Raw genomic sequence first — 23,385 nt, forward strand, 5'->3', positions numbered from 1 at the left:
AAGCGATATTTTGCCTCTCTACCTTGAGTTATTTTACTAGATCAATTACTCGATTCCTTCGATGCGATCCTCCACTTCTTGATAAAGTTCCTGTAAGCGGTCTAAATTCTCTTGAGAAGTTTCCCAGTAACCGCGACCATTAACTTCTAGCAGGGTTCCCACCATCTTGCGGAAAGAATTAGGATTGAGATTCATCAGACGCTGACACATTTCCTCATCTTGAATAAAAGTGGTGTTCACATCTTCATAAACCCAATTATCCACCGCATCAGCAGTTGCCGACCAACCCATCGTATTAACCAAACGCTTCGATAACTCTCGGACTCCTTCGTAACCGTGACTTAACATTCCCTCGTACCATTTGGGATTGAGTAACTTGGTGCGGGTATCCAAGCGCACGGTTTCCGATAAAGTACGCACCTGAGCGTTAGCGGTGGTAGTATCGGCAATATAGGCCGCCGGTTTTTTGCCATCATCGCGTAAACTAGCGACAACTTTTGTCGGGTCCGAGTCGAAATAGTGGGAAACATCGGTTAAACTAATCTCGCTAGAATCCAAGTTTTGGAAAGTTGCCTCGGCAGTTTTTAAAGATGCTTCAAACAACTGACGATTATCGGCCATCATCCCAGGGTTATCGGAATCGAAAGCAAAACCCTTGCGGTTGAGATACATATTCTGTAACTCTTTTTCATCTTCCCAACTGCTATTTTCCACCGCGAGATTGATGTTAGAAGAATAGGAACCGGAAGCATTAGAAAAGATGCGGGTGGCTGCCTGTCGAACCGTTAAACCCATTTCTTTTGCTTGTTCAATAGCGTGTTTGCGGACATAATTCATCTCCACCGGTTCATTTGCTTCCGCGGCCATTTTTACGCCTTGGTCAAGCAAGTTCATCTGATTGATAAATAAATCCCGGAAAACACCAGAACAGTTGACCACCACATCAATGCGCGGTCTTCCTAACTCCTCTAGGGGAATTAATTCCAATTTATTCACCCGTCCCAAAGCATCGGGAACAGGACGAACCCCCACCATCCAGAGAATTTGTGCCAGGGATTCCCCATAAGTTTTGATATTATCAGTTCCCCAGAGAACACAAGCGATGGTTTCAGGATATTTACCGCCATTATCCAGTTTTTGCCGTTCTAACAGACGATCCACCACGATTTTAGCCGATTTTACCGCCGCTAGGGTCGGGATAGACTGGGGGTCTAAAGCGTGGATATTTTTACCCGTCGGTAAAACTCCGGGGTTACGGATGGGGTCGCCACCAGGACCGGGAAGAACGTATTCCCCTTCCAATGCTTTTAATAGGGCCCCTAATTCATTATCAGCACAGACCTGTTCTAAACAGAATTCTAGGTATTCAAACAGGGGTTTTAACGCCACCGGATCAACCTTTGGATAACCCATCTCCTGTAAAGTTTCCAGCCAAGGCGATCTTTTGCCTATATTCAAGAAATTCAGCTTAGAAAGCATCGATACCCGACCTTCTGGGTCAGTTTGGGACTTGACTAAAGCAGCAACAGCAGCGCGAGTCGCTAGGGTGATGTTTTGCAGTAATTCCACATCCTCTAACACCCCTCGATCGCTATTGCGATAAACTTCCTCTAGATCCCGGCCGATGCTGTTGGCAATAATTCGGGGTAAGGAGAGTAAATCGTCTTCTTCCCGGTCTAAACTGGCAATATTGACCAAAGTTGCCACCGCTTCTTCGGCCGAGGGGGGTTTACCGATAACATGAAGTCCGCAGGGAAGTAAGCGCGATTCAATTTCCATCAGTTTACGATAGACCGAACCGACAATATTATCCCGTTCCTCTTGACTGAGATCGGCAGTGTCACCATCAGGTAAACTTATATCTTTATCCAGATTGACTAATAAACATTTATCAACAATGGTGTTGACAATTTGCACCCCACGCCCACTATCCTTCAGGGTTTGGTAGGAACCGATCAACTCGCTGAGTTCTTTTAACCCCTTGTAAAGTCCAGCATTTTCTGCGGGGGGAGTAAGATAGGAGATGGTTTCTGCATAACTACGACGTTTAGCGATGGTCGCTTCGCTGGGGTTATTAGCGGCATAATAGTAGAGATTGGGAATCATCCCGATGAGGTTATCCGGGTAGCATTCCCCAGACATTCCCATCTGTTTCCCCGGCATAAATTCTAGGGAACCGTGGGTGCCAAAATGAAGAACCGCATCTGCTTTCCAGACTTGATTGAGATAGGTATAGTAGGCTGCAAAACCGTGGTGGGGACTAGCAGAACGAGAAAAGAGCAGACGCATGGGATCCCCTTCATAACCGAAGGTAGGTTGAACCCCAATAAAGACATTACCGAATTCCTTCCCGTAGATTAACAGATTTTGTCCATCACTGTTGAGGTGTCCCGGTGGTGGTCCCCAATTTTCCTCTAAACGGACGGAATAGGGGGTTAAGCGTTCGTATTCCGGTACAGACATCCGATAGGCGATATTTAGCTCCGGACTATGGTATTGTGCGGTGGCATCATGGATTACCGCTTCCATCAGTTCTTTGGGAGATGCGGGTAGCTCCTGCAAGTCATAACCATTATTTTGTAACGCTTGCATCACCTCGTAGATAGAACCGAACACATCTAGATAGGCTGCGGTTCCCACATTCCCCTTATCGGGGGGGAAACTAAACACAGTGATGGCGACCTTTTTATTGAGTTTCGGTTTCTTTCTTAGGTTAGCCCATTTTAGCGCCCGTTGAGCGATCGCTTCCACCCGATCCTGTAAAGCGATCGCTTTACCCGTCGCCCCATCCCGGCCCGATAATATAATAGGTTCGATCGCACCGTCTAATTCCGGAATAGCAATCTGTAGCGCCACTTGAATCGGGTGTAACCCCAAATCGCTTTCTTCCCATTCCTGGGTGGTTTGGAAAACTAGCGGTAACGCGCACATATAGGGACGATTGAGCCGTTTTAAGGATTCTATCGCTTTCGGATGATCTTGTCGCGCTGGACCCCCCACTAAAGCAAATCCCGTCAGCGAAATTACCGTATCAACAATAGCAACCGCTTCCACTCCTTTTAAGCTTTTATCCCAGAAGTATTCCTCTACAGGTTTAGAAAAATCTAATCCCCCAGCAAAAACGGGAAGGACTCGCGCACCCATAGACTCAAATTCCTGCACGAGAGCGACATAATGAGCGTCATCACCAGTAACGAGATGAGTTCTCTGTAAAATTAAGCCAACACAGGGAGCCAAGGGGTCTTTCAGGTCATCAGCAATATCACTGCGGTTATTGTACCAATCGAAGTATTCCTTGACATCCTCGAACATTTTCATCGATAAAGGATGCCAGATACCCATATCTGGATAAACTACCGGTTCTTTGTAAACTACACTGTCATCCTTGTTATCGAAGACGTACTTATCGGCCAACATTAACAGGAAATTCTCTAAATTTTCTGCGGAACCTCCCAGCCAATACTGGAAACTTAACATAAAGTTGCGTGCGTCCTGAGCTTTTTCCATGGGGAGGTATTTCAGGACCTGCGGTAAGGTTCGCAATAACTTTAACATCGCATCTTGGAAACCAGCACCAGAGTTTTCCTTGCGCTTTTTCATAAAATTAGCGATGACACTCTTAGACTGTCCCAATTGGGCCATGGAAAAGCTGCCTAACTTATTTAAGCGCATTACCTGGGGCATAGAGGGAAAGACAATCACCGCATCTAACTTATCCCGATGGGGACTGACAGCGGCCACGACTTTATCGGCTAAATCTTCGATAAAGATGAGAGAAGCAATGAAAATATTAGCTTTGGCTACATCCTCTTGAAAATTGCGATAATTTTCTGCATCGCGCAGTTCTTCGATTAAATAACCACTAATTTCGATCGCTAGTTTCGGATTGTTAGCGTTGATTTCCCTGACCGCACTACTCAGCGCACTTTGGTACTGAGGTTCTAGCACGACATAGACCACCTTGACCAGCGATCGAACCCTTCGACTTGGCTCAGGGCAAGCATTCAACGCGTCAGGAACTATGTGACGAATGGTGGACTTGACGTGAGTGAACATATATGATGGTTCTCCTTAGGATTGCTGAGTCTGGTATGAAGTGATTTTCGTCATCAGATGACGATCGCCCTTTGTTTAAGGTATTTAGATATATGTTTCTGTTTTGTATCAGAAAATGTAACCCTGATGAGCATTTACTCTGGGTTTTGACACAATTCGATAAATATCTTGCCATATTTTGTAACAGATGGTAAAGAGCTTTCTGAGTAACTGCTCAAGCTTTTCTTTACAAAAATTAATATTTAATCTATTGACTTTTTTAATAAAAAGTGGTAACAAATAGCAACTCGGAGGAGATGTCCCTGTTCAAAGATGATCAGGGTTAGGATCTGATAAGTAGCTGGTTATAATTAAATTAAAAATGGATTTTAGGTTCGATCCCCCCTGCCCTCCTTGATAAGGTAGGGTTGATTCATGAATCAACCCTACCCTTGATAAGGGGGGTGTCTGATGATTTTTAACGCCTACCTACTTAATTCTCTGTAATTAATTAAATTATATTAATTTTCTTGAAAATACTTGACATTACCCCCCCCTATGTTATCTTCCGCAACTGATAATGTTTTTTTCTTTGTTTTGTATGTCCTTAAAAACCTCTGTAGCTGTTGCCGCTACCGCCATCGGTTTAAGTACTCTTTCCTTGGCTGCCCAAGCCGCTACCGTTCGTGTTCCTTTGACCTACGGTTCTGCGGGAACTGGTTATTTTGACATCGATGATAGTTTGTTAGCACCGAATACAAATATCAGTTTTCCTGGTAACTTCAATGGCCTGCAAGGGTTTTCCCTCACCTTTACGGGTTTAGCCTCTAGTCCCTCGACAACCACCTTTACCCTAGCTAATTTAAACAATTGGGCCTTTCGCACCGACGGGACAGGAACAATTATTGATGCTAACTTTCGGAGCAGTGGCAATGCTGATGGTTATAAATTAGAGCCTAGTGGCGCTTTATACGCTGGGCTTATAGACCCCCTATCAGGTTCATCATATTATGACATCACGCCTGGTACTCCCGGTCCGGTACCGGTACAATCCACCCCTGAACCGGGTGGCGTTGTGGCCCTATTGGGGTTAGGGTTGGGTGCCTTGGCTTCTAGAGGTAAGAAACGGGGTTAATGAGAGGTGAGGGTGCAAGCAGTTCGATAAACTCACTGACCACCTTGCACCCTAGAGGGTTTCATCGGGATTAATGCCTAATTCTCTTAATCTTGCCGTTAATTGCTCAATTTTTTGTAAAGCCAGTTCTTTTTGTTGTCTTTCATGTTCCTTTTGCTGTAAAGCCAGTTCTTTTTGTTGACGTTCAGATTCTTTCGCGTGTTTCTCCAGAATAGCGGCTTCGACCGGTGTTGGGATTAACTGACCTTTAGGACTAAAATAACGGAATTTATCGGCGTAGATCCTATTATTTTCAGTAATCGATCGACAATGTTTTTTAATTGGATAACTTTACCCTATTTATTAATTAATCCTGTTTTAATTCCCTTGAGTATAGCTCGATCGGAAACTATTCTTGCTCAAGAAGTCAGCGATCCTAATTATCAAAAACTGGTGCAGTACGCTCAAAATCAACAACTTGATCGCTTACCCATGGCTGATATAATCCAGAATATCGCCACTCAATTTTTAGGAGCAAAATATCAAGCAGGATTACTCGATCGCTCGGCAACAGAAAAATTATTTATCTCTTTAAAAGAGTTTGATTGTGTCCTATTTGTGGAAACAGTTCTCGCTTTGAGTCACAATTTTGCTTTAAAAAATTATCAGTATTCTGCTTTTAGTCAGCAGGTTTTAAATCAGCGTTATCGCCACGGTATTCTCGACGGTTATTGTAGTCGTCTTCACTACTTTTCCGATTGGATTAATGACAACCAAAAACGGGGCAATCTAGAAAATATAACTCAAAAATTAGGTGGAATTACTCTTGACAAAAAGCTCAACTTTATGAGTAAAAATCGCCCTCTATATCCCCAGTTAAAAACTCAAAGTAATTACGATTGTATTCAACAGGTAGAACGGCAATTAGAAAGTTTATCCTTAACCTATATTCCCACCGCTAAGATTAAAGATATTTATCCACAACTACAAGCTGGAGATATTATCGGTGTCGTGACTAATATTGCTGGTTTAGATACCACCCATACCGGTCTAGTTTATCGCTTTCCTGATGGCAAAATTGGCTTAATTCATGCCTCTCCTGCTGGTCAAATTACCATTGCTAAAGACCTAGAAAAATATATCACTAAAGTGGACAAAGCCATCGGTATTTTTGTCGTTCGTCCCCTTGATCCAAGAAATAATTAACCCTGAATTGCTTGAGCTAATTGAATGTGGAGTTTATGACTAGCTTTAAAAGCCATGTAATGAGCGGTGGGAATGGTTCCCAGTAAACTCAAATCACCAATTAAGTCCAATAATTTATGCCTTGCTGGTTCATTTTCAAAGCGTAAAGGAGGATTTAACCATTGATTTTGATCGCAGACTAAAGCATTTTCTAAACTGCCTCCTTTAATTAAACCAGCCTTTTGCAGATATTCAATTTGATCGGCAAAACCGAAAGTCCGGGCAGACGCGATCGCATCTCGAAAACTTTCTTGATCAGGACTCCAACTATACCATTGATTACCGATGGGTTTATAGGTAAAATCGATGCCGTAGGTAAAACGTAATTCAGGAGAAGGAATCACCGCCACAAAAGCATCTCCTTCGTACAACCAAATCGGTTGAGAAATAGTTAAATCTGATGGAGAAAAAGAGTTATCTAAACCAGCATTTTCGATCGCTTCCACCCAGATTTTGGCCGAACCATCGAGGAGGGGAATTTCCGCACCATCCACCTCAATGCGAGCATCCTCTACCCCCAACGCGGTTAAGGCCGCTAATAAATGCTCAACGGTTCTAACCTTTGCTTCTCCCTGTCCTAATTCCGTTGATAAAGTCGTTTGGTAAACCGAAGAAACTAGAGCGGGAATAATCGGTTGATTGGCTAAATCTCTGCGGACAAAATAACGTCCTTCCCCCGGATTTGCCCCACAGACTCGCACCCTGGTTATCTCCCCCGAATGCAGCCCAATTCCCGATAATTCAAATTGTTTAGCGATAGTAGAAACCATAATTATCAAGTAATAAAGCTTTGGTCAGTGAACAACAAAAAGAACTAAATTTATCGATAACTGATAACTGATAACTGATAACTGATAACTGATAACTGATTAGAATCGTTCCCCGATACCGAAATGGAGACGAGAACCACCATCGACATTAAAACCGTAGTCAACCCGAATTTGGCCGACGGGAGACTGTACCCGAACACCTAAACCGTAACCGAGACCAGTACCGGGTAAATCCCTGACAATCCCGGGTTGACCGGGGACATCGCCTTGGGAACCAACAGTAGTGCCGAAATCGACAAATAAAGCCCCCCCGATAATTGCGACAATGGGAAAACGATATTCGGCCGTCGCTTGGAAATAACTGCGACCGCTACCCACTTCTCCCTCGGCGTAACCCCGTACAGAGTTACTACCCCCCACAATAAAAGCATCGTAGGGGGGTAAATCGCCTAATACTGTCCCTGCTTGCACATTAAAAGCGAGGGATTGCTGACCTTTAAAGATATCGGTTTCAAAGAGATTAAAGGAATTAATCAACCGAACGGGGATAAAGTAACTGTAACTACCCCGAACACGAGTGCCGAAAATACTGCCAGAACCGACCGGAATAGTTTGTTCTAAACCTAGACGCAGGAAAGAACCACTGGTAGGCTGCAGGGGATTATCGCGAAAATCTCGAATAGCGCCAATATTTAGGGAAAGTAGATCATCAATTCCAGAGGAACTAAACGCCAGTTGTTGACTGCCAAAACCGTTGAGAGGTGCAGACAGAGGGGAGATGTCCCCATTGGCATTTTGCACCTGTACCTGTTGATAGTTAAAGCCTAGGGAAAGCACCCATTTTGGTTTTGTAAACACATCGGGAGCCAAAGGACGGACAAAAGTAATACCGCCACCCGTCCGGACGATACGGGGACTATCATTATCGTTCAACGTCCTAATTGAGGAATTTTCCCCATCATAAACCAGAGAAATCGACTGTCGCCGGAAAACGTTGACCGTGTAGGAAGTGCGGAAGTTATCCGTGGCAATCCAAGGATCGGAAAAACTCAGATCGAATAAAAATTCCCGTTCCCCTAACTGGACTTCTGCCCCTAAGGTTTGGTTATTACCGCCAAAATTGCGCTGTTGATAGCTAACAGTGCCGAATAAGCCCGCATTCGAGCTAATACCACCCCCAGCGGCCAGGGAACCGGTATTACCTTCCACCACATCGACGTTAACAATCACCTCCCTTGGGTCGCTGCCGGGGGAAAAAGACAGACGCACATCCTCGAATAAACCGAGACCGAAAACACGCTGTAAATCCTGTTGCGCCGTATTGCGGTTGAAAATATCTCCCGCTTTTAGGCGCATTTCCCTAGTAATGATAAATTCTCTGGTTTTACCCTTGACCGGTTCCTGTTCGACGTTAAAGTAGCGTACTTGAATTTTTTCGATTAAACCTTCGGAAATGACCAGAATCACCCGACCATCGGGAGTGACTTGCGGCGCACCGATTACCTGGGCTAGATCATAGCCGTTTTTGCTGTACCAGTCATTGATTTTTTTGACCCCCGCCTGTAATTCCCGCAAATTGAGGGTTTTGCCGTATTGACCGGCGAAAATTTCCTCGACCACCCCGGCAGGTAAAATCGATTTGTCCACGGTTTCCGGGGCAATTTGAATCTGTACCCCCTGAAAAACGGGGTTAGGTTGCACCTCAAAGGTGACTCGCACCCCTAGGGGCGTATCTTGGGGAACTGCCCGCACATCGGCAAAAAAACCCGTGGCAAAAACGGCGTTAATATCTTCTTGTAGTTGCGATCGAGTTGTGCTTCGTCCGGGTCGGGTGCGAATGGTATTATAAACTAGATTTTCCAATTCTCGATCGGACCCCTGTACTACTACCTCAGCCACCAAAACTCGCGACTCCTCGGCCTGCGCTGGTGGGGAAGTTGGGGGAGTTTCTGGAGGGGTTGGGGTTTCCGTCGGTGGTGCCACGGGTGGAGTAGTTTCTCCCGTCGCGGGAGGAGACTGTACTAGCTGCTCGACGCGGGGAAAAACCGTCTCTGGGGGTTCTTCTTCGGCCATTACCGTCCCGTGAAATAATCCGAAAATAGCCAGCAGCAAGGCCAGCGAGGAGTATCGCCTCGAAAAATTGAGATTTTTAAGCACTTCCACACACCCAGTAACACCATTATGGTTTTGTTTGTTTTCTCTGCCCGAGAAATTTAACGAACGTTAAAACTCTAGCAGATCGCTTACTCTCAGTAAATCCCGGCTTGACCGGTGACTCAAGAGATACTGCCTCAGGTCTGATATTTGTCAGCCGTCAGCATTAAGTTTTTATCTTGCCATATCTTAGCTTTTTCTGGTTTGGCTCTATCCCAATTCACCATCGAGGATGATTGCCACCTCGGTGGGCGCACAATTAGTTACGCGGGGGCAGCTGTTAACGTCTTGTTTGTAATAACTGTACCAGTTGCGAGACCTGTTGGCGATTGAACATTTGCAGCAGGGTACTAGCTACTAATTCTGGTTCCAGGGTGATCAGGATTTGTGGTAATTTGGCGGTGGCTAATAATTGCAATTCTTGACTGACGGTGATTTCTTCCCCGCGACCCCATTCTAATAAATCACCGGCTTGTTTTAATTCCTTAATAATAACTGGGGCGAGAGTACGATAGGAATGTTTGGGGTTAGCCAGGGCCGATTGGGCATTTTTAACTAAATATTGCCATTGTTGCTGTTCTGAAGCCAATTTAGACAGAGGTAAAATTAATTTTTGTAATTGCTGACGGGAAGCACTGGTTTCTTCCTGTTTAAACAGTTGTAACATCTGTTTGAGGATATCTCTGACCCTGATAGAAATAGAAGAGTCCGCCGCAATAGCTGGGGTCGATTTTCCCCGGCCGAGAAGATAGTTAAGATGGGCGCGTAATTCGGCAAAAGTCGCTTCACCGTTTTTAACGATCGCGTTAGCTTCCTCGCCTTGCAAACCTAAGGGACTCTGCAGCTTATCGATCAATATCTGAAGCAGATCATAACCCTTGAGGAACAAAGATTCTAATTTTTGATCCACTTCTAGGGGATTTTCTTTCAGTATTTTGAAAGCATCCTCAAGACGGTGAGCAGTTTTTTGGATACTGCTATAACCTAACATGGCCGCCCCCCCCTTGACGGAATGGGCGGCACGAAACATCTCGTTCATCTGTTCATTGTTGTTGACGAGATTGCCTAAGTCTAAAATCCCCTGTTCCAAAGTTTCCAGGTGTTCTTTTGCTTCTTCGATGAAATAGCCGAGAATTTTCCGAGCGTTAGCAGAGTCCAAAGTCTTATCCCCTTTATCACGATGCTGTCTAGTCCTAGATTGCCCAGTTTTTCAGGAAATATATCAGTTATGAGGCAATGGCTAGGAAAACCGCCCCAGACGGGGACAAGCTAAGCTCAAAGGTTTGCCCAGAAAGGCTGTGAGCTTCGAGCCACAAAAAGATATAGTTACAGTCTTTCTCAGATAGATGAAGTACAATAGCAACAGTGTGTGAACCAATTACGAAGGTCTTGTTCCGAGACTTGCTTAAAAGCCTCTTCTAAAGCTTTATCTAGCTCTCGATAAGTTCTCGGTTTTAATTTTCTCAAGATTGACTTGATTTGTGACCAAAAATTTTCAATCGGGGCAAAATCGGGAGAGTAAGGAGGTAAATAAATTAGTTTAGCTCCTTTTTCTGCCACCGCTTTATTGACATCTTCACTGAATGAATTTTACAGTTATCGATATTGATTACCGCACCTTCCCAGAGCTTAGGAACTAATATTCGGATAATAAACGCTTCAAATAAAATCCCAGTTATCGCTCCCTATACTCAACGGATTTAGTATAAAATCTTTTTTACCCTGTCTTCTCCCAGCGACAAGGTTCCCTCTTTTTCCCCGTTTTCCCTGTCTATCTCCCAAAACTTTCTTCCCTTTTTGTGCATCGAGCATAAAGACAGGCTGGAAATTCTTCAAACTCTCACTTATCAATAAATACAAGGCTTTCAATTCCATATATTTTAATCAATTCTCTCAATATTATTCTGTATGGGTTGCTCGTTTCTCTTTATCTTACCCTATTTTTTACTTGTATCATAGTTATTTTAAATGACTATATTTATCATAAAAGTCATCATCAAGCTAGAGTTTTAAAGACTGATTTGAGCCAATTATTTTTATTAATAAATATTTTACACAATTCTTGCCGGATAAGCAACATGGCCTACCACTACTACCAAATCATTACCAAACCCAATACGGCACTGTGCGGTTTCATCACCTCAATTTGGGCATAATTACCAGCGAGGGTAGTCTAGCACCCCACCCAAGGCGTTTCTAGCACATTTAAGGTAAAGGGGAAATTAAGAATTGTTGCCATCCTACAGCCAAACGTCTAGAATGGTCATTAATTTTTGTGCATGGTCGGGTCTTCTAACCGAAGGCATTGACGAAAAACACATTGTATCTGTCCTAGAGGCACTATGAAAAAGCTTAAGCAATACTGGACTGCTGAAGCACTGGAAAAAGACTTAGGCGATCCTCTCAATCCCGATAACCCTCTATCCTACAAGCGGGTGATCGAAATTGACGAGAGCGAAGAATTTCCCCACGAGGAAATTCGCTGGTTATACGACTGGAAACTCCAACACTACTACATTCCCACCGATTGCGGCGGTGAATTCACCTCTTTTGAGGAATTTGTCGCTTTTGTGCGGGTACTTTCTCGACGGGATCAAACTATCGGCATCGCTTTTACTACCCTATTCTGGTCGTTTTTAAACTGGATGGCGGGAACCCCAGAACAGAAACAGAAGCTCGCCCGTTTTATCATGGATGACTATGGGGCGATGTGTCTGGGTTACTCGGAAAAGGAACACGGCAGCGATCTGATCAATGGTGATCTGACCGCGACGAAGGTGGAAGGAGGTTATATTCTCAATGGGGAGAAATGGCCGATTAACCGGGCGACTATCTCTGGAGTTTCCTTTATTTTGGCGAAAACCGATGCTAACGGCGGGCCAAAGTGTTTAACCCTATTTATGGTAGATAAACGGCAATTAGACCCCGAAAAATACTATAATTTGCCGAAAATATACACCCATGGCGTGCGCGCCTCGGATATGAGTGGCATTGGTTTTAAAGATTGTTTCGTCCCCGATTCCATGCGTTTACGCGAGGAGGGAGACGGTTTAGAATTAGCCCTGAAAGGTTTCCAGATTACCCGAATGTTGTGCGCGGCTTTTTCCCACGGGGCAGCCGATACCGCTTTGAGAACTACCCTCGGTTTTGCCGTTAATCGGGTAATTTATAACAAAACTGTGATGGATTTGCCCCAACCCCGGCGCACTCTCGTGGATGCTTTCCTTGACATCCTTATTTGCGATTGCGAGACGATTCCGGCCGCGAGAGGTTTTCATATTATCCCCGAACAGTTTAGCGTCTGGGCTTCGGTGGTAAAATATTTTGTCACCGTCCGTCTGGAGGAGATGGTTAATAGTGTTTATGTGGTCTTGGGGTCGCGTTTTTATATGCGAGAAGAACACGAATTCGGCATCTTCCAGAAGCTACTGCGGGATAATTCGATTATCAGTATGTTTGACGGCAGTTCCATCGTCAATCTTCATGCTTTAATCCTACAATTGCGTCCTTTAACTAAATATCGGGCTAAACGCAACTCGCGCACCATGTCGGCGTTAAAAAGCCGTTTAGAGGCGATTTTTAGCCTAGAAAAGTCAGTTCCTCCCTTTGAACCCAATAATTTAGAATTATTTGGCCGGGGAATGGATGATTCCCTACAGGGTTTAGAGATTGCCCTTGATATGCTAGAAGGATTGAAAGATTCTCAGGAGGTGGACCCGGAAGTATTAGAAAATCTATTGATGTTGGGTAATTTAGTTTTAGAGGAACTAAATGCTCACGATGAACAGATTAGTCAATCGAAATTCGAGTATGGTCACGACCAATCACCCGAATTGTTCGAGATTGCCAAGAAATACTGTACTTTACACGCTGCTTCCGCTTGTTTACACACTTGGCTTTATAATCGTTCCATCTTGGGTGAATTTTTTGCCCGGGGGGAATGGTTGGTGTTGAGTTTACACCGATTACTGCGAACTCTGCGGCCGCTGCCTTACACTCTGTCTGAGGTGTATGTAGAAAATGTTGCCCAAGAATTGCTGAAATTATATCGAGAAAATCAACATTTTTCGATCGTGCCTTTTCAATTAGCCCCTTCACAAACTACCGAGGAAAAAACCCATGAACTCCAACTCCAATCTTAATAATCTCGTACAAAATTGGTTAGTTAAACAGTTGGCCGATCAGTTGTCTTTGGATGCAAAAACAATTAATGTGACTGAACCTTTAACCCGTTATGGTTTAGATTCGATCGATGCGGTAACGATGGTGGGTGATCTGGAAGATTGGGTCGGTCAAGAGTTACCTTCCACCCTTTTCTGGGATCATTCTACTATTGAAAAAGCGTCTCTTTTCCTAGTAGAAAACTACGATCTTTCTAATCTTTCCGGTGAGGAAACCCCCGCAGAAGTTGCTCCCGTCGCTGAAAAAGCCGAACCGGCCGTTAGTGGTGGCAAGGGTTGGAGTTTATTCGGTCGTCGTTAATTATCAGTGATCAGGTGTAGGGTGGGTTAGGCGACGACAATTTATGCTAGGGAAAATTATCTAGTATTCGCCGTAACCCACCTATATTAGTTATCAATTGGCTCTGTTCTCTACTCACCAGTATAGGAATTGCTAAGTACCTAAACAAAATTAATTACCCATTTCTCCGTAAAGCAACAATCGCTGTATTTCTTTTCTGTTGCCCGTTCCGCAGTTCTGGAGTTCCCTCTCACCACTAGGAAATTTATTTTGTACGACTACTTATAAATTGAAATATACAAAAAAGGGCGATCAATTGATCGCCCTTTTCTCCTACTAAATAACAAAAATTAGCGTAAGATATACACCAGTAAAAACAGGATAATCCAGACCACATCGACGAAATGCCAGTATAATTCTGCTGCTTCCACACCAAAGTGAGATTGACTAGAATAGTGGTCTTTTTGACGAGAACGCCAGAGGACAGATAGAATCAGCACTAAACCAAAAGTAACGTGGAGACCGTGGAATCCGGTTAAGGCATAAAAAGCGCTGGTGAAAACATTAGTTGTCAGACCGAATTCAGCGTGATAATATTCGTATCCTTGACCACAAAGGAAGATAATTCCCATCAGGGCAGTAATGCCGAACCACAATTGTAAACCGGCATTATTGTTTTGTTTAATCGCCTTTTGTCCTATGTGCATAACAAAACTACTGGACACCAGAATAATCGTGTTAATTGTCGGTAGGGTTAACTCTAATTCTGGCGTGCCGGCGGGGGGCCAAACGGGTAACATGGTACGGTAGAACAAGAAAGCGGCAAATAAGCCTAAAAAGATGGAACTTTCCGCCACTAGAAACAGAACCACACCGAATAAGCGATGATCTGGGTGGCCATGATGTCCGTGTTCCACCGTTTCCTGATGATAATTGACAGAGAGTTGAGAATCTTCGAGCGTTGAACCTTGCATAATTGAATATCCTTAGTTTACACGGGAGACGGGGAGCTTTTTCTCAGTGTTGCCAAAGGCACGGCGTAGCCGTCCAGTAAACAGTAAACAGTAATCAGTGAACTGAAAACTCACATCTGATAACTGATAACTGATAACTGATAACTGATAACTGATAACTGATTATTGCGATTCCGCACCCACTTCAGCGAGGAGATCTTGTACTGATTCCGCTGCTTCTGATTCTTCCATATCAATACCGTAATCGTAGGGGCCGGACCAAAGAATCGGCATTTCCTCGAAATTCTCGATAATTGGGGGAGAGGAAGTTTGCCATTCTAGGGTTAAAGCGCGCCAAGGATTACGACCGGCGGGTTGACCTTTAAAGGCACTCCAGACCATATTAATAGCGAAGGGAATACTTGATATACCGAGAATATAAGCCCCTGCGGTACTAAGAACATTTAAACCCTGAAACTGCACATCATACAGGGCAATACGACGGTTCATACCCAATAATCCCAATTCGTGCATCGGCATGAAAGTTAAATTCAAACCGATAAAAGTGAGAACAAAGTGGATACGACCGAGAGTTTCGTTATACATCCGTCCGGTCATTTTCGGGAACCAATGGTAAACGGCCGAAAACAGGGCCATTGCCGTACCACCAAATAGTACATAATGGAAGTGACCGACGACAAAATAGGTATCGTGGACGTGGATATCGAAGGGAACAGAAGCCAACATAATCCCAGTCAAACCACCGATGAGGAAAGAAGACAGGAAACCAATCCCAAATAACAAAGACGTATTGAGACTGAGTTTACCCCCCCAAAGGGTGGCACACCAACTAAAGATTTTAATGCCCGTGGGAACGGCGATTAACATGGTTGCCGCCATGAAAAACATCCGTAACCAGCCGGGGGTGCCGCTGGTGAACATATGGTGGGCCCAAACAATTAAACCCAAGAAACAGATGGTGAGACTGGAATAGGCGATCGCTCGATAACCAAAAATCGGTTTACGCGCGTGAACCGGTAATATCTCCGATATCGTGCCGAAAAAGGGCAAAATCATGATATAAACAGCAGGATGGGAGTAAAACCAGAACATATGCTGATAAACCACCGGATCGCCGCCCCCGGCGGGATTAAAAAAGCTCGTGCCAGCGATTAAATCAAAGGATAAGAGAACGAGAGCAGAAGCGAGAACGGGGGTGGAAAGCAGTACCAGAGTCGAGGTGGCCAGCATTGCCCAACAAAATAGCGGCATACTGTACAAATCCATCTCAGGAATCCGCATTTTCAGGATCGTGGTGATGAAATTAATCGAGCCTAAAATCGAGGAAGTCCCGATCAATAAAAGGCTCAAAATCCACAATTCTTCCCCCCATTTGCCGCTAATTAAGCTTAAAGGTGGGTAGGAAGTCCAACCGGACTGGGGGGCGCCGACAAAGAAACTGGATAACAATAGCAGCCCGCCGGGGGGGTTAAGCCAGAAAGCCACAGCGTTAAGACGAGGAAAAGCCATATCTTCCGCCCCAATCATCAGGGGAATGAGATAATTGGCAAAACCTGCCCCAACCGGAACGATCCAAAGAAAGATCATGATCGTTCCGTGCATGGTCATGAATTGGTTATATAGTTCCGGGGAGACAAAATCGGGGTCGGGAGTGGCTAATTCTGTCCGCAGCACTTCCGCGAAAGCACCGCCAATAAAGAAGAAAAGAAAGGCAGTCACCAGATATTGAATACCGATGACTTTATGATCGGTGCAGAAAGTGAAGTAATCAGTCCACTTGCGGTGATGGATCACCTCGGGAACGGTTGCTGGGGTGGTTATTTCCGTTGATGCTGTCATAATACCAAGATTTTAGATGACAAGAAAAATTACATTTGCTGCTGATGGGCAACTTGGGCGAGGATTTCAGCGTCGATGCCCATTTCTTCGGTGTAGGGGGTCAAATATTGACTATCAGAGCGATCTTTAGCGGTCATAGCTACGGTTTGATCGCTGTCAACTTCGGCGATTGTGTTATCCTGCACCCATTGGTCGTAATCCCCTTGGGAGTGAACCACAAAGCTAGATTTCATGCCGCCGTGATAGGCCCCGCAAAGTTCCGCACAAATGATCGGATATTGACCAATTTGGTTGGATGTGAACGATAACACCGTTTCCTGTCCGGGGATAACGTCCTGTTTTAGACGCAATTGGGGAACCCAGAAAGCATGGATCACATCCCCCGCTTCCATATTCAGTTGCACGGGGCGATTGACGGGGGCGTGCAGTTCCCCGGAAACAATGCCAGTTTCGGGATAGGTGAAGATCCAAGCGTATTGAATGCCTTTAACATTGACCACTAGGGGGGGAACTCCTTCACCATCGTAGGAATTGCCGATACCTAGGGCTACTCTGCGATCGCCGCCCAGGGCCATCATCGTGCCGTGGTGATGACCGTGGTGGGCGATTTCTCCTTTGCCACCCTTGGAAATCAAGGGATCGAGACCGCCGATATTGTTATAAATCTCGAAGCTATAGACGGCAAGGATAAAAACGATTACCGTCGGGATGGCTGTCCAGAAGATTTCTAGGGGGACATTGCCCTCCACTGCCGGCCCGTCGGTTTGATCCCCCGGTTTGCGGCGAAAGCGAATCACTATATAGATAATCACGCCTTCAACTATTAAAAATAGTCCCGTGGCGATGGTCATCATCAGATTAAAGATATTATCTATCTCCTGAGCATCTTCGGAAGCGGCCACGGGCATTAAGCCATGATTTTGGCCATACCAGAGACTAATTAAGGTTAAGGTGATCCCGAGTACGAGCGTCAGGATACTGCTGGGAATTTTCACGGTCTTTTCAATATTTTTAATAGTGGCTACTTATTCAAGGCTAAAACATGATTCCCGTATAGATGGGAAATTTAACCAGCATCTTCTGAGAATTTTATCTTTTCTTTGGGATCGTTTTCAGGGAAAGTATTTAAAATAACTAATTTTTATGTTTTATTCTGAGTTTATGTAAACAAATGTAACGGAAATGGCCAGAAATCTAAAGAATATCTAAAAGGTTTTACCTGTCGTAAAAAAACTCATTCACAGTGATAAGTAACTGGCAAACAAAGCCATGATCTTTGATGACAGACTCCTTGAGAACAGGCAAACCGATGACCGAATCTGTTTTTAACCCGACACCCCTAAGAGAAACTGGCAATATTCAGGTGTGGATGCGCCGCTTAGTCTGGAAAATTGCGATCGCTACTTTCGCCCTCATGGTGGTGGGTGCTGCCACCAGAGTTATGAACGCCGGTTTAGCTTGTCCCGATTGGCCCCTCTGTTACGGTCAATGGATTCCTAGTCAGCAGATGAATCTACAGGTATTTCTGGAGTGGTTTCATCGTCTCGATGCCTCTTTGATCGGGTTTAGTACGATCGCTCTCGTCGGTCTGTCTTGGTGGTACCGTCGCCATCTTCCCCCTTGGCTGTTGCCCTCGGCGATCGCCGCCTTGGCTTTAATTCTCCTGCAAGGAGTGCTGGGAGGATTAACCGTCACCCAATTACTGCGATTTGACATCGTAACGGCCCATTTAGCCACAGCTTTGCTCTTTTTCTCCACCCTAATCGTCATTGCTATCGGTCTGACTCCCTACCGTGGCACAGGTACGATAGGAAAACTAACTGGGATGGGAATGGTCGCCACCAGTCTAGTTTATCTGCAATGTCTCCTCGGCGGTCTCGTCGGTTCCCGTTGGGCGGCCCATCAGTGTTTAACGGTTTCCCAACTCTGCACGGTGATGAATAGCCACATTATCGGGGTTTTTCCCGCCACTATCTCGGTTTTAACCCTAGTTTTCTTCGCTTGGCGAACTGCCGCTATCCATCCTCTCCTCAAAAAACTAGCTTTTAGCGCCGGGGGATTAGTCGCCCTACAGGTATTTTTGGGCGTTGCCACCCTGAAACTGCATCTACAGGTGGAACCCTTAACCATTACCCACCACAGCATCGGTGCGCTATTGGTGGGAACCCTCGTCGCTTTTACCACTTTCGCCCTTCGCGATCGTTCTTTCGCCCCTAAGTAACTAGACACAATTAATTGCACATATCTAACCACCTCTTGCCGTTCGGCTGAGCTCACGGCCGAAGCCTTTTGCCTCTTGCCTTTTGCCCATCCTAACCAAGAAGTTAATTTTGTCCCATTACTTATAAGCCATCTCTAAGGATTTAACCACGATGACTGGAACTCAAGCCCTTCGCCACCACGATAATTTTTTACAAGTCGCTAAAAGTTATTATCAACTCACCAAACCCCGAATTATTCCTCTACTGCTGATTACCACGGCTGCTTCTATGGAAATCGCCTCTAAAGGTCAGGTTTCCCCCCTCTTACTCTTTCTTACCCTCCTCGGTGGCACTCTCGCCGCCGCCGCCGCTCAAACCTTAAACTGCATCTATGATCGCGACATCGATCACACCATGCTTCGCACCCGCGCCCGTCCTATTCCCTCCGGTCGCGTGCAACCCCTCCACGCCCTCATTTTTGCCCTCGTTTTAGCCTCCCTTTCCCTAGCACTTTTTGTCTTTTTTGTCAATACTTTGAGCGGATTTTTAGCAATGACCGGTATCGCATTTTATATGCTGATTTATACCCATCTGCTCAAGCGTCATAGTGTCCAAAATATTGTTATCGGTGGCGCAGCTGGCTCGATTCCTCCCCTCGTCGGTTGGGCGGCAGTAACGGGCGATCTCGGTTGGATTCCTTGGATTTTATTCGCAATTATTTTCCTTTGGACTCCTCCCCATTTTTGGGCTTTGGCTTTAATGATCAAGGATGATTATGCAGAAGTGGATATCCCGATGATGCCCGTAGTTAAAGGGGAAGAAGCCACTAGCGAGCAGATTTGGCTCTATACTTTAATCGTTGTTCCTTTCACTTTCCTCCTGATTTATCCCTTGGCTGCCTGTGGTGTGGTTTATGGTGTAGCGGCTTTAATTTTAGGGTTTGTTTTCCTGAAAAAAGCTTGGCGATTAAAACAGAATCCTTTCGATCGGGACATGGCTCGATCGCTGTTTAAATATTCCATTCTTTACATGATGTTATTATGTACAGCTATGGTGATCGATAGTTTACCCATGACCTCTCGTCTCCTCGCTACAATTGCCAGTTTATTCTCCTGTAGTTAATCTCAGTTTTGAATCAGTTATCAGTTATCAGTTATCAGTAAACAGTTATCAGTGAACTGATAACTGAAAAACCCTATCTCCCCAATTCCCGACTACTGATTGCGACTGAGGGAGTTAATTCGCTCGATTAGTTGGGCTAAGATGTCTTGTAATTGTCGATCTTGATGCTGGGAAAGATTGATTTTATCACAGCTATAAATAACGGTGGTGTGATCTTTGCCGCCAAATTCTTCGCCAATGCGCGGTAAACTTAAATCCGTGTGTTGACGCATCAAATACATCCCAATCTGTCGAGCAAAACTAATTTCTCGTCGGCGGGAATTTCCTTTTAGATCGGCGATGGAGAGTTGAAATTTTTCCGCTACCACCGCCATAATAATCTCAGGAGAAGTGGCAATTTTGGCCATTGGTGGATTTAAAACCGGCGCGATATTTTCTACCGTCATCGGCAATCCGGAGATAGAAATATAAGTAGTAGCCCGGATTAATGCTCCCTCTAATTCGCGAATATTAGAAGTATAATTAACGGCAATATATTCGATAACTTCTCTTGGGAGACGCAGATTTTCGTACTCGGCCTTTTTTTGTAAAATTGCCATACGAGTTTCGATATCCGGTGCTTGGATATCGGCGACTAATCCCATAGAAAAGCGAGAAATTAAACGATCCTGTAAACTGGGCATCTGTTTGGGCAGGCGATCGGAGGCTAAAACCACCTGTTTTCCCGCTTCGTGCAGGGTATTAAAAGTATGAAAAAATTCTTCTTGAGTGTATTCTTTTCCTTCAATAAATTGCAGATCATCCACTAATAATATGTCCGCATGGCGATAATGATTACGAAAACTTTCCATACTATCTTGACGGATAGCGGTGATTAAATCATTCGTAAATTGTTCCGTCGATATATAAAAAACCCTGGATTGGGGATATAATTCTAGACGATAATGACCGATCGCCTGCATTAAATGGGTTTTACCTAATCCCACCCCACCACAGAGAAAAAGCGGGTTAAATTCGCGTCCGGGTAATTCCGCCACCGCTAAGGCGGCCGCGTGGGCCATGCGATTAGTTGGCCCGACAACAAAACGGGAAAAATTATATTTAGGGTTAAGTTGATTACTGGGGGATAATTCTGATTCTAAGCTACTGTTAGGCTGGAAAATAGCGATCAAATCGCCCTGTTGTGCCGTTAGTTGAATCTCGACGGGATAACCGACGATCTCCTCCACTACTTCGGCAATTGTTGACAGATAATTTTTCTGAAGATGGTTAAGAATAAAAGGATTGGCAGCCTGAATTACTAAGCGATCGTTTTGCCATTCTTTAACCGTCGCCGTTTGAAACCAAGTCTCGAAAGCGGGACGGGTTAATAGTAATTTTAGACGCTCTAGGAGATGATGCCAAAGTTGTTGGGCGCTGCTATCCACAATTAATTTTGATTAACAAAGTTGCTCTGGTGCTGCTGTGGGGAAACCTTATCAGTTTAGCGAGATTTTGCCGCTCAAGATAAAATGATTTTCAGAGGGAAACAATTAATCTTTAGACAGATGACGCAAGTTTTAACAATCACCCAATTAGGAAATCCAATTCTACAGCAAAAAGCACCAGAGATCGATAATCTTCTCGATGCTGACTGTCAAAATTTGAGCGATTACCTGATTACCACCGTACAAGCTGCCCACGGGGTGGGAATCGCCGCGCCCCAAGTTGGTCGGTCTCTGCGTCTGTTTATCGTTGCTTCTCACTGCTCAACTAAATCTACAAAATCGCTGTCTTTGGTCATTACGATAGCTCTTTGAGCTTTTGCAACCTGAAAGATTTCAGTATCTTCAGCATCTCTGGGTCCAAGATCACGCAAGGCCACAGCTTCAATCTCAAGTTTAGTGCTAATCCGGGTTGCAATTGCAGGAGACAAATGTGCGTCAACCCAAATTGTCATGCCACTAAAACTGGGTGATTAAGCTTCCGTGAGGCATATAAAAGCGCTGCTTTCAAATCATCTGCCTCAAGATCAGGTATTTCATCTAGAATTTCTCCCGCACTTAAACCTGCCGCGAATAGAGCTAACACATCTGATCCCAGGATTCTCATTCCTCGAATACAGGCACGACCACCGCACTGCCGAGGATTAACTGTAATTGTTGAAGCACGGGGGTTATTTGTCTATGTTCAAATTGGGAATTTGGAACCCGTTCGTCTAGCCTTTGCCTGGGTACAAGCCTCTCAGATACCCTTAATTCTGGCGCAAACTAACTTTTTTCGCGAATTTGATATCTGTTTTCAACGCTCGCGATGTACTATTGAAATTATCCGATTCTAATCAGGGTCGATGTGCAGATGTGTTTTGGGTGAGATCGTGCTTTTGTTTAGTATTGATAGAGAAAAGTAATGCTAATTTTTTTGGGAAAATTAGTTAGCTTATAATCATAACATATAATTAATTGGCAAGAGTTCTAGTTAACTTGGTTAGGGCTATGGATTTATTAAAAAATCGGTTTGTGCAGTCGTTGGGAGTCGGGGCGTTTTTTTACCTCCTAATGCTTTCCTTAAATTGGGTGGTGTTGTTCACCCTGAGAATTCTTGAATCTTTTTCCAGTTGGTATCGATACCGCGCCGCTCCCTATTCCTTCCAAATCAGTATCGGGGTGACGCTGGCCTATTTGCTGATCACGGCCGTCTTGAGTAGCCAGCGCGATTAGATACCTTTGCTGCCGCGTTGTCGGTAGTAAAACGTAGGGCGCGTTAGACTGCAAAAATTGCTGCTTTGACTGGAAGGAGACAATCCGTCGTAAAGCACCACCTATCATCAACATTTACTCGTACCGGCGGTTACGTTTGCGGATAATCCAGAGGATAAACCAGATAACCAGGGCAAGTAGGGCGATTTTTGACACAGGAGCCAGATATTCTTCCACAAGGGGGTAATTCTTCCCTAAAAAGTAACCTGCTGCCGTTAAAAAAACGACCCAGAGGGTCGTGCCGATGGTGGAGTAAACTAAAAAGGGAATCATCGCCATGTGATTCATCCCGGCAGGCAGGGAAATCAAAGTTCGTACTCCGGGGACCAAACGACAGAGTAAAACCGCTTTACTACCGTGACGGTTAAACCATTGATTGGCTTTTTGAATATCTTTAGCGGAAACGGTAATCCATTTGCCGTATTTATCGGCTAGTTTTTCAATTTTTTCCTCATCTACAACCCGACCGAGATAATACCAAGGTAGCGCTCCGACTACGGTTCCGACAATCCCCGCTACCACTGCCGGAATAAATTCCATTTGTCCCTCATGGACGGTAAAACCCGCTAGGGGCATAATTAATTCCGAGGGAATGGGCGGAAAAAGATTCTCTAAAAACATTAATAGGGCTATGCCTAAATAGCCCATAGAAGTCATTGTATTTGTAATCCATTCAGTCATAATTTTTTAGGATTTAGAAAACAGTTTTAAAGTAAAGTATTTTCGGTAAAC

General features: G+C 44.6%; 19 protein-coding genes and 2 pseudogenes. 8 read left to right on the plus strand and 13 right to left on the minus strand.

From position 1 onward, the window contains the following. Positions 1–45: 45 nt before the first annotated feature. On the minus strand, positions 46–4,056 hold the full coding sequence (locus tag myaer_RS19380; protein WP_046663280.1) for a magnesium chelatase subunit H: 4,011 nt from the start codon (positions 4,054–4,056) through the stop codon (positions 46–48). A gap of 580 nt (positions 4,057–4,636) precedes the next feature. Between myaer_RS19380 and myaer_RS22185 the strand changes: the two genes are divergently transcribed. Next, on the plus strand, positions 4,637–5,170 hold the full coding sequence (locus myaer_RS22185) for a PEP-CTERM domain protein (protein ID WP_046663281.1): 534 nt from the start codon (positions 4,637–4,639) through the stop codon (positions 5,168–5,170). Positions 5,171–5,479: 309 nt separating this feature from the next. Further along, entirely contained in the window at positions 5,480–6,355 is an 876-nt protein-coding gene (locus tag myaer_RS19395; protein WP_046663282.1) for an N-acetylmuramoyl-L-alanine amidase-like domain-containing protein, read from the plus strand. Here myaer_RS19395 and lpxC read toward each other — a convergent pair. From lpxC to myaer_RS21790, 5 genes and pseudogenes are all read right to left on the minus strand, one after another. After that, complete coding sequence (gene lpxC, locus myaer_RS19400; RefSeq protein ID WP_046663283.1) at positions 6,352–7,164, minus strand: UDP-3-O-acyl-N-acetylglucosamine deacetylase; 813 nt, start codon at positions 7,162–7,164, stop codon at positions 6,352–6,354. The two genes, myaer_RS19395 and lpxC, sit on opposite strands and share 4 nt — an antisense overlap. 99 nt (positions 7,165–7,263) lie before the next feature. Further along, on the minus strand, positions 7,264–9,237 hold the full coding sequence (locus myaer_RS19405; RefSeq protein ID WP_235614868.1) for a BamA/TamA family outer membrane protein: 1,974 nt from the start codon (positions 9,235–9,237) through the stop codon (positions 7,264–7,266). 361 nt (positions 9,238–9,598) lie between these two features. Beyond that, the gene (locus myaer_RS19410; protein WP_046663285.1) at positions 9,599–10,477 is read right to left on the minus strand and encodes an Hpt domain-containing protein; all 879 of its coding nucleotides are present in this window, start codon (positions 10,475–10,477) and stop codon (positions 9,599–9,601) included. A 179-nt stretch (positions 10,478–10,656) separates the two neighbouring features. After that, positions 10,657–10,887, minus strand: a pseudogene (locus myaer_RS22755) (transposase); the annotation flags it as partial. 90 nt (positions 10,888–10,977) lie between these two features. Then, positions 10,978–11,193 (minus strand): hypothetical protein, encoded by a 216-nt coding sequence (locus myaer_RS21790; RefSeq protein WP_052734204.1) that lies wholly within the window; start codon positions 11,191–11,193, stop codon positions 10,978–10,980. Between the two features lie 467 nt (positions 11,194–11,660). Here myaer_RS21790 and myaer_RS19425 point away from each other — a divergent pair, with 467 nt between their 5' ends. Both myaer_RS19425 and myaer_RS19430 read left to right on the plus strand, forming a co-directional pair. Next, positions 11,661–13,460, plus strand: coding sequence for an acyl-CoA dehydrogenase family protein (locus myaer_RS19425; RefSeq protein WP_046663286.1), 1,800 nt, complete (start codon positions 11,661–11,663; stop codon positions 13,458–13,460). After that, positions 13,438–13,800, plus strand: coding sequence for an acyl carrier protein (locus tag myaer_RS19430; protein ID WP_004163872.1), 363 nt, complete (start codon positions 13,438–13,440; stop codon positions 13,798–13,800). Before myaer_RS19425 ends, myaer_RS19430 begins: the two co-directional genes overlap by 23 nt. Before the next feature lie 329 nt (positions 13,801–14,129). Here myaer_RS19430 and myaer_RS19435 read toward each other — a convergent pair whose 3' ends face one another. The 3 genes from myaer_RS19435 to myaer_RS19445 all read right to left on the minus strand — a co-directional run bounded on the left by myaer_RS19435 (position 14,130) and on the right by myaer_RS19445 (position 17,587). Continuing rightward, positions 14,130–14,753, minus strand: a complete 624-nt coding sequence (locus myaer_RS19435; RefSeq protein ID WP_002738397.1) for a cytochrome c oxidase subunit 3 — start codon at positions 14,751–14,753, stop codon at positions 14,130–14,132. Between the two features lie 162 nt (positions 14,754–14,915). After that, positions 14,916–16,592, minus strand: coding sequence for a cytochrome c oxidase subunit I (ctaD, locus tag myaer_RS19440; RefSeq protein ID WP_046663287.1), 1,677 nt, complete (start codon positions 16,590–16,592; stop codon positions 14,916–14,918). Between the two features lie 29 nt (positions 16,593–16,621). Beyond that, positions 16,622–17,587 (minus strand): cytochrome c oxidase subunit II, encoded by a 966-nt coding sequence (locus myaer_RS19445; protein WP_046663288.1) that lies wholly within the window; start codon positions 17,585–17,587, stop codon positions 16,622–16,624. A 314-nt stretch (positions 17,588–17,901) separates the two neighbouring features. Between myaer_RS19445 and myaer_RS19450 the strand changes: the two genes are divergently transcribed. Both myaer_RS19450 and myaer_RS19455 read left to right on the plus strand, forming a co-directional pair. Next, complete coding sequence (locus tag myaer_RS19450; RefSeq protein ID WP_046663289.1) at positions 17,902–18,813, plus strand: COX15/CtaA family protein; 912 nt, start codon at positions 17,902–17,904, stop codon at positions 18,811–18,813. A 151-nt stretch (positions 18,814–18,964) separates the two neighbouring features. After that, complete coding sequence (locus myaer_RS19455) at positions 18,965–19,915, plus strand: heme o synthase (RefSeq protein WP_008202059.1); 951 nt, start codon at positions 18,965–18,967, stop codon at positions 19,913–19,915. Positions 19,916–20,007: 92 nt separating this feature from the next. On the opposite strand, the gene dnaA is transcribed toward myaer_RS19455, so the two are convergent. Next, on the minus strand, positions 20,008–21,342 hold the full coding sequence (gene dnaA, locus myaer_RS19460; RefSeq protein ID WP_046663290.1) for a chromosomal replication initiator protein DnaA: 1,335 nt from the start codon (positions 21,340–21,342) through the stop codon (positions 20,008–20,010). Between the two features lie 84 nt (positions 21,343–21,426). On the opposite strand from dnaA, the pseudogene myaer_RS19465 reads away from it, so the two are divergent. Continuing rightward, a pseudogene (locus myaer_RS19465) lies at positions 21,427–21,660 on the plus strand (peptide deformylase); the annotation flags it as partial. On the opposite strand, the gene myaer_RS19470 reads toward myaer_RS19465, so the two are convergent. Further along, the gene (locus myaer_RS19470; RefSeq protein ID WP_071846506.1) at positions 21,657–21,854 is read right to left on the minus strand and encodes a DUF5615 family PIN-like protein; all 198 of its coding nucleotides are present in this window, start codon (positions 21,852–21,854) and stop codon (positions 21,657–21,659) included. The pseudogene myaer_RS19465 and the gene myaer_RS19470 sit on opposite strands and share 4 nt — an antisense overlap. Continuing rightward, on the minus strand, positions 21,851–22,054 hold the full coding sequence (locus tag myaer_RS19475) for a DUF433 domain-containing protein (RefSeq protein WP_046663291.1): 204 nt from the start codon (positions 22,052–22,054) through the stop codon (positions 21,851–21,853). Before myaer_RS19475 ends, myaer_RS19470 begins: the two co-directional genes overlap by 4 nt. A 335-nt stretch (positions 22,055–22,389) precedes the next feature. On the opposite strand from myaer_RS19475, the gene myaer_RS19485 reads away from it, so the two are divergent. After that, positions 22,390–22,614 carry a hypothetical protein gene (locus tag myaer_RS19485; protein ID WP_071846507.1) on the plus strand — a complete coding sequence of 75 codons (225 nt, stop codon included), beginning with the start codon at positions 22,390–22,392 and terminating at the stop codon, positions 22,612–22,614. Positions 22,615–22,728: 114 nt separating this feature from the next. On the opposite strand, the gene myaer_RS19490 is transcribed toward myaer_RS19485, so the two are convergent. Beyond that, positions 22,729–23,334 carry a DedA family protein gene (locus myaer_RS19490; RefSeq protein WP_045360674.1) on the minus strand — a complete coding sequence of 202 codons (606 nt, stop codon included), beginning with the start codon at positions 23,332–23,334 and terminating at the stop codon, positions 22,729–22,731. Positions 23,335–23,385 lie beyond the last annotated feature (51 nt).

Source organism: Microcystis aeruginosa NIES-2549, from assembly GCF_000981785.2.
GTDB lineage: Bacteria > Cyanobacteriota > Cyanobacteriia > Cyanobacteriales > Microcystaceae > Microcystis > Microcystis aeruginosa_C.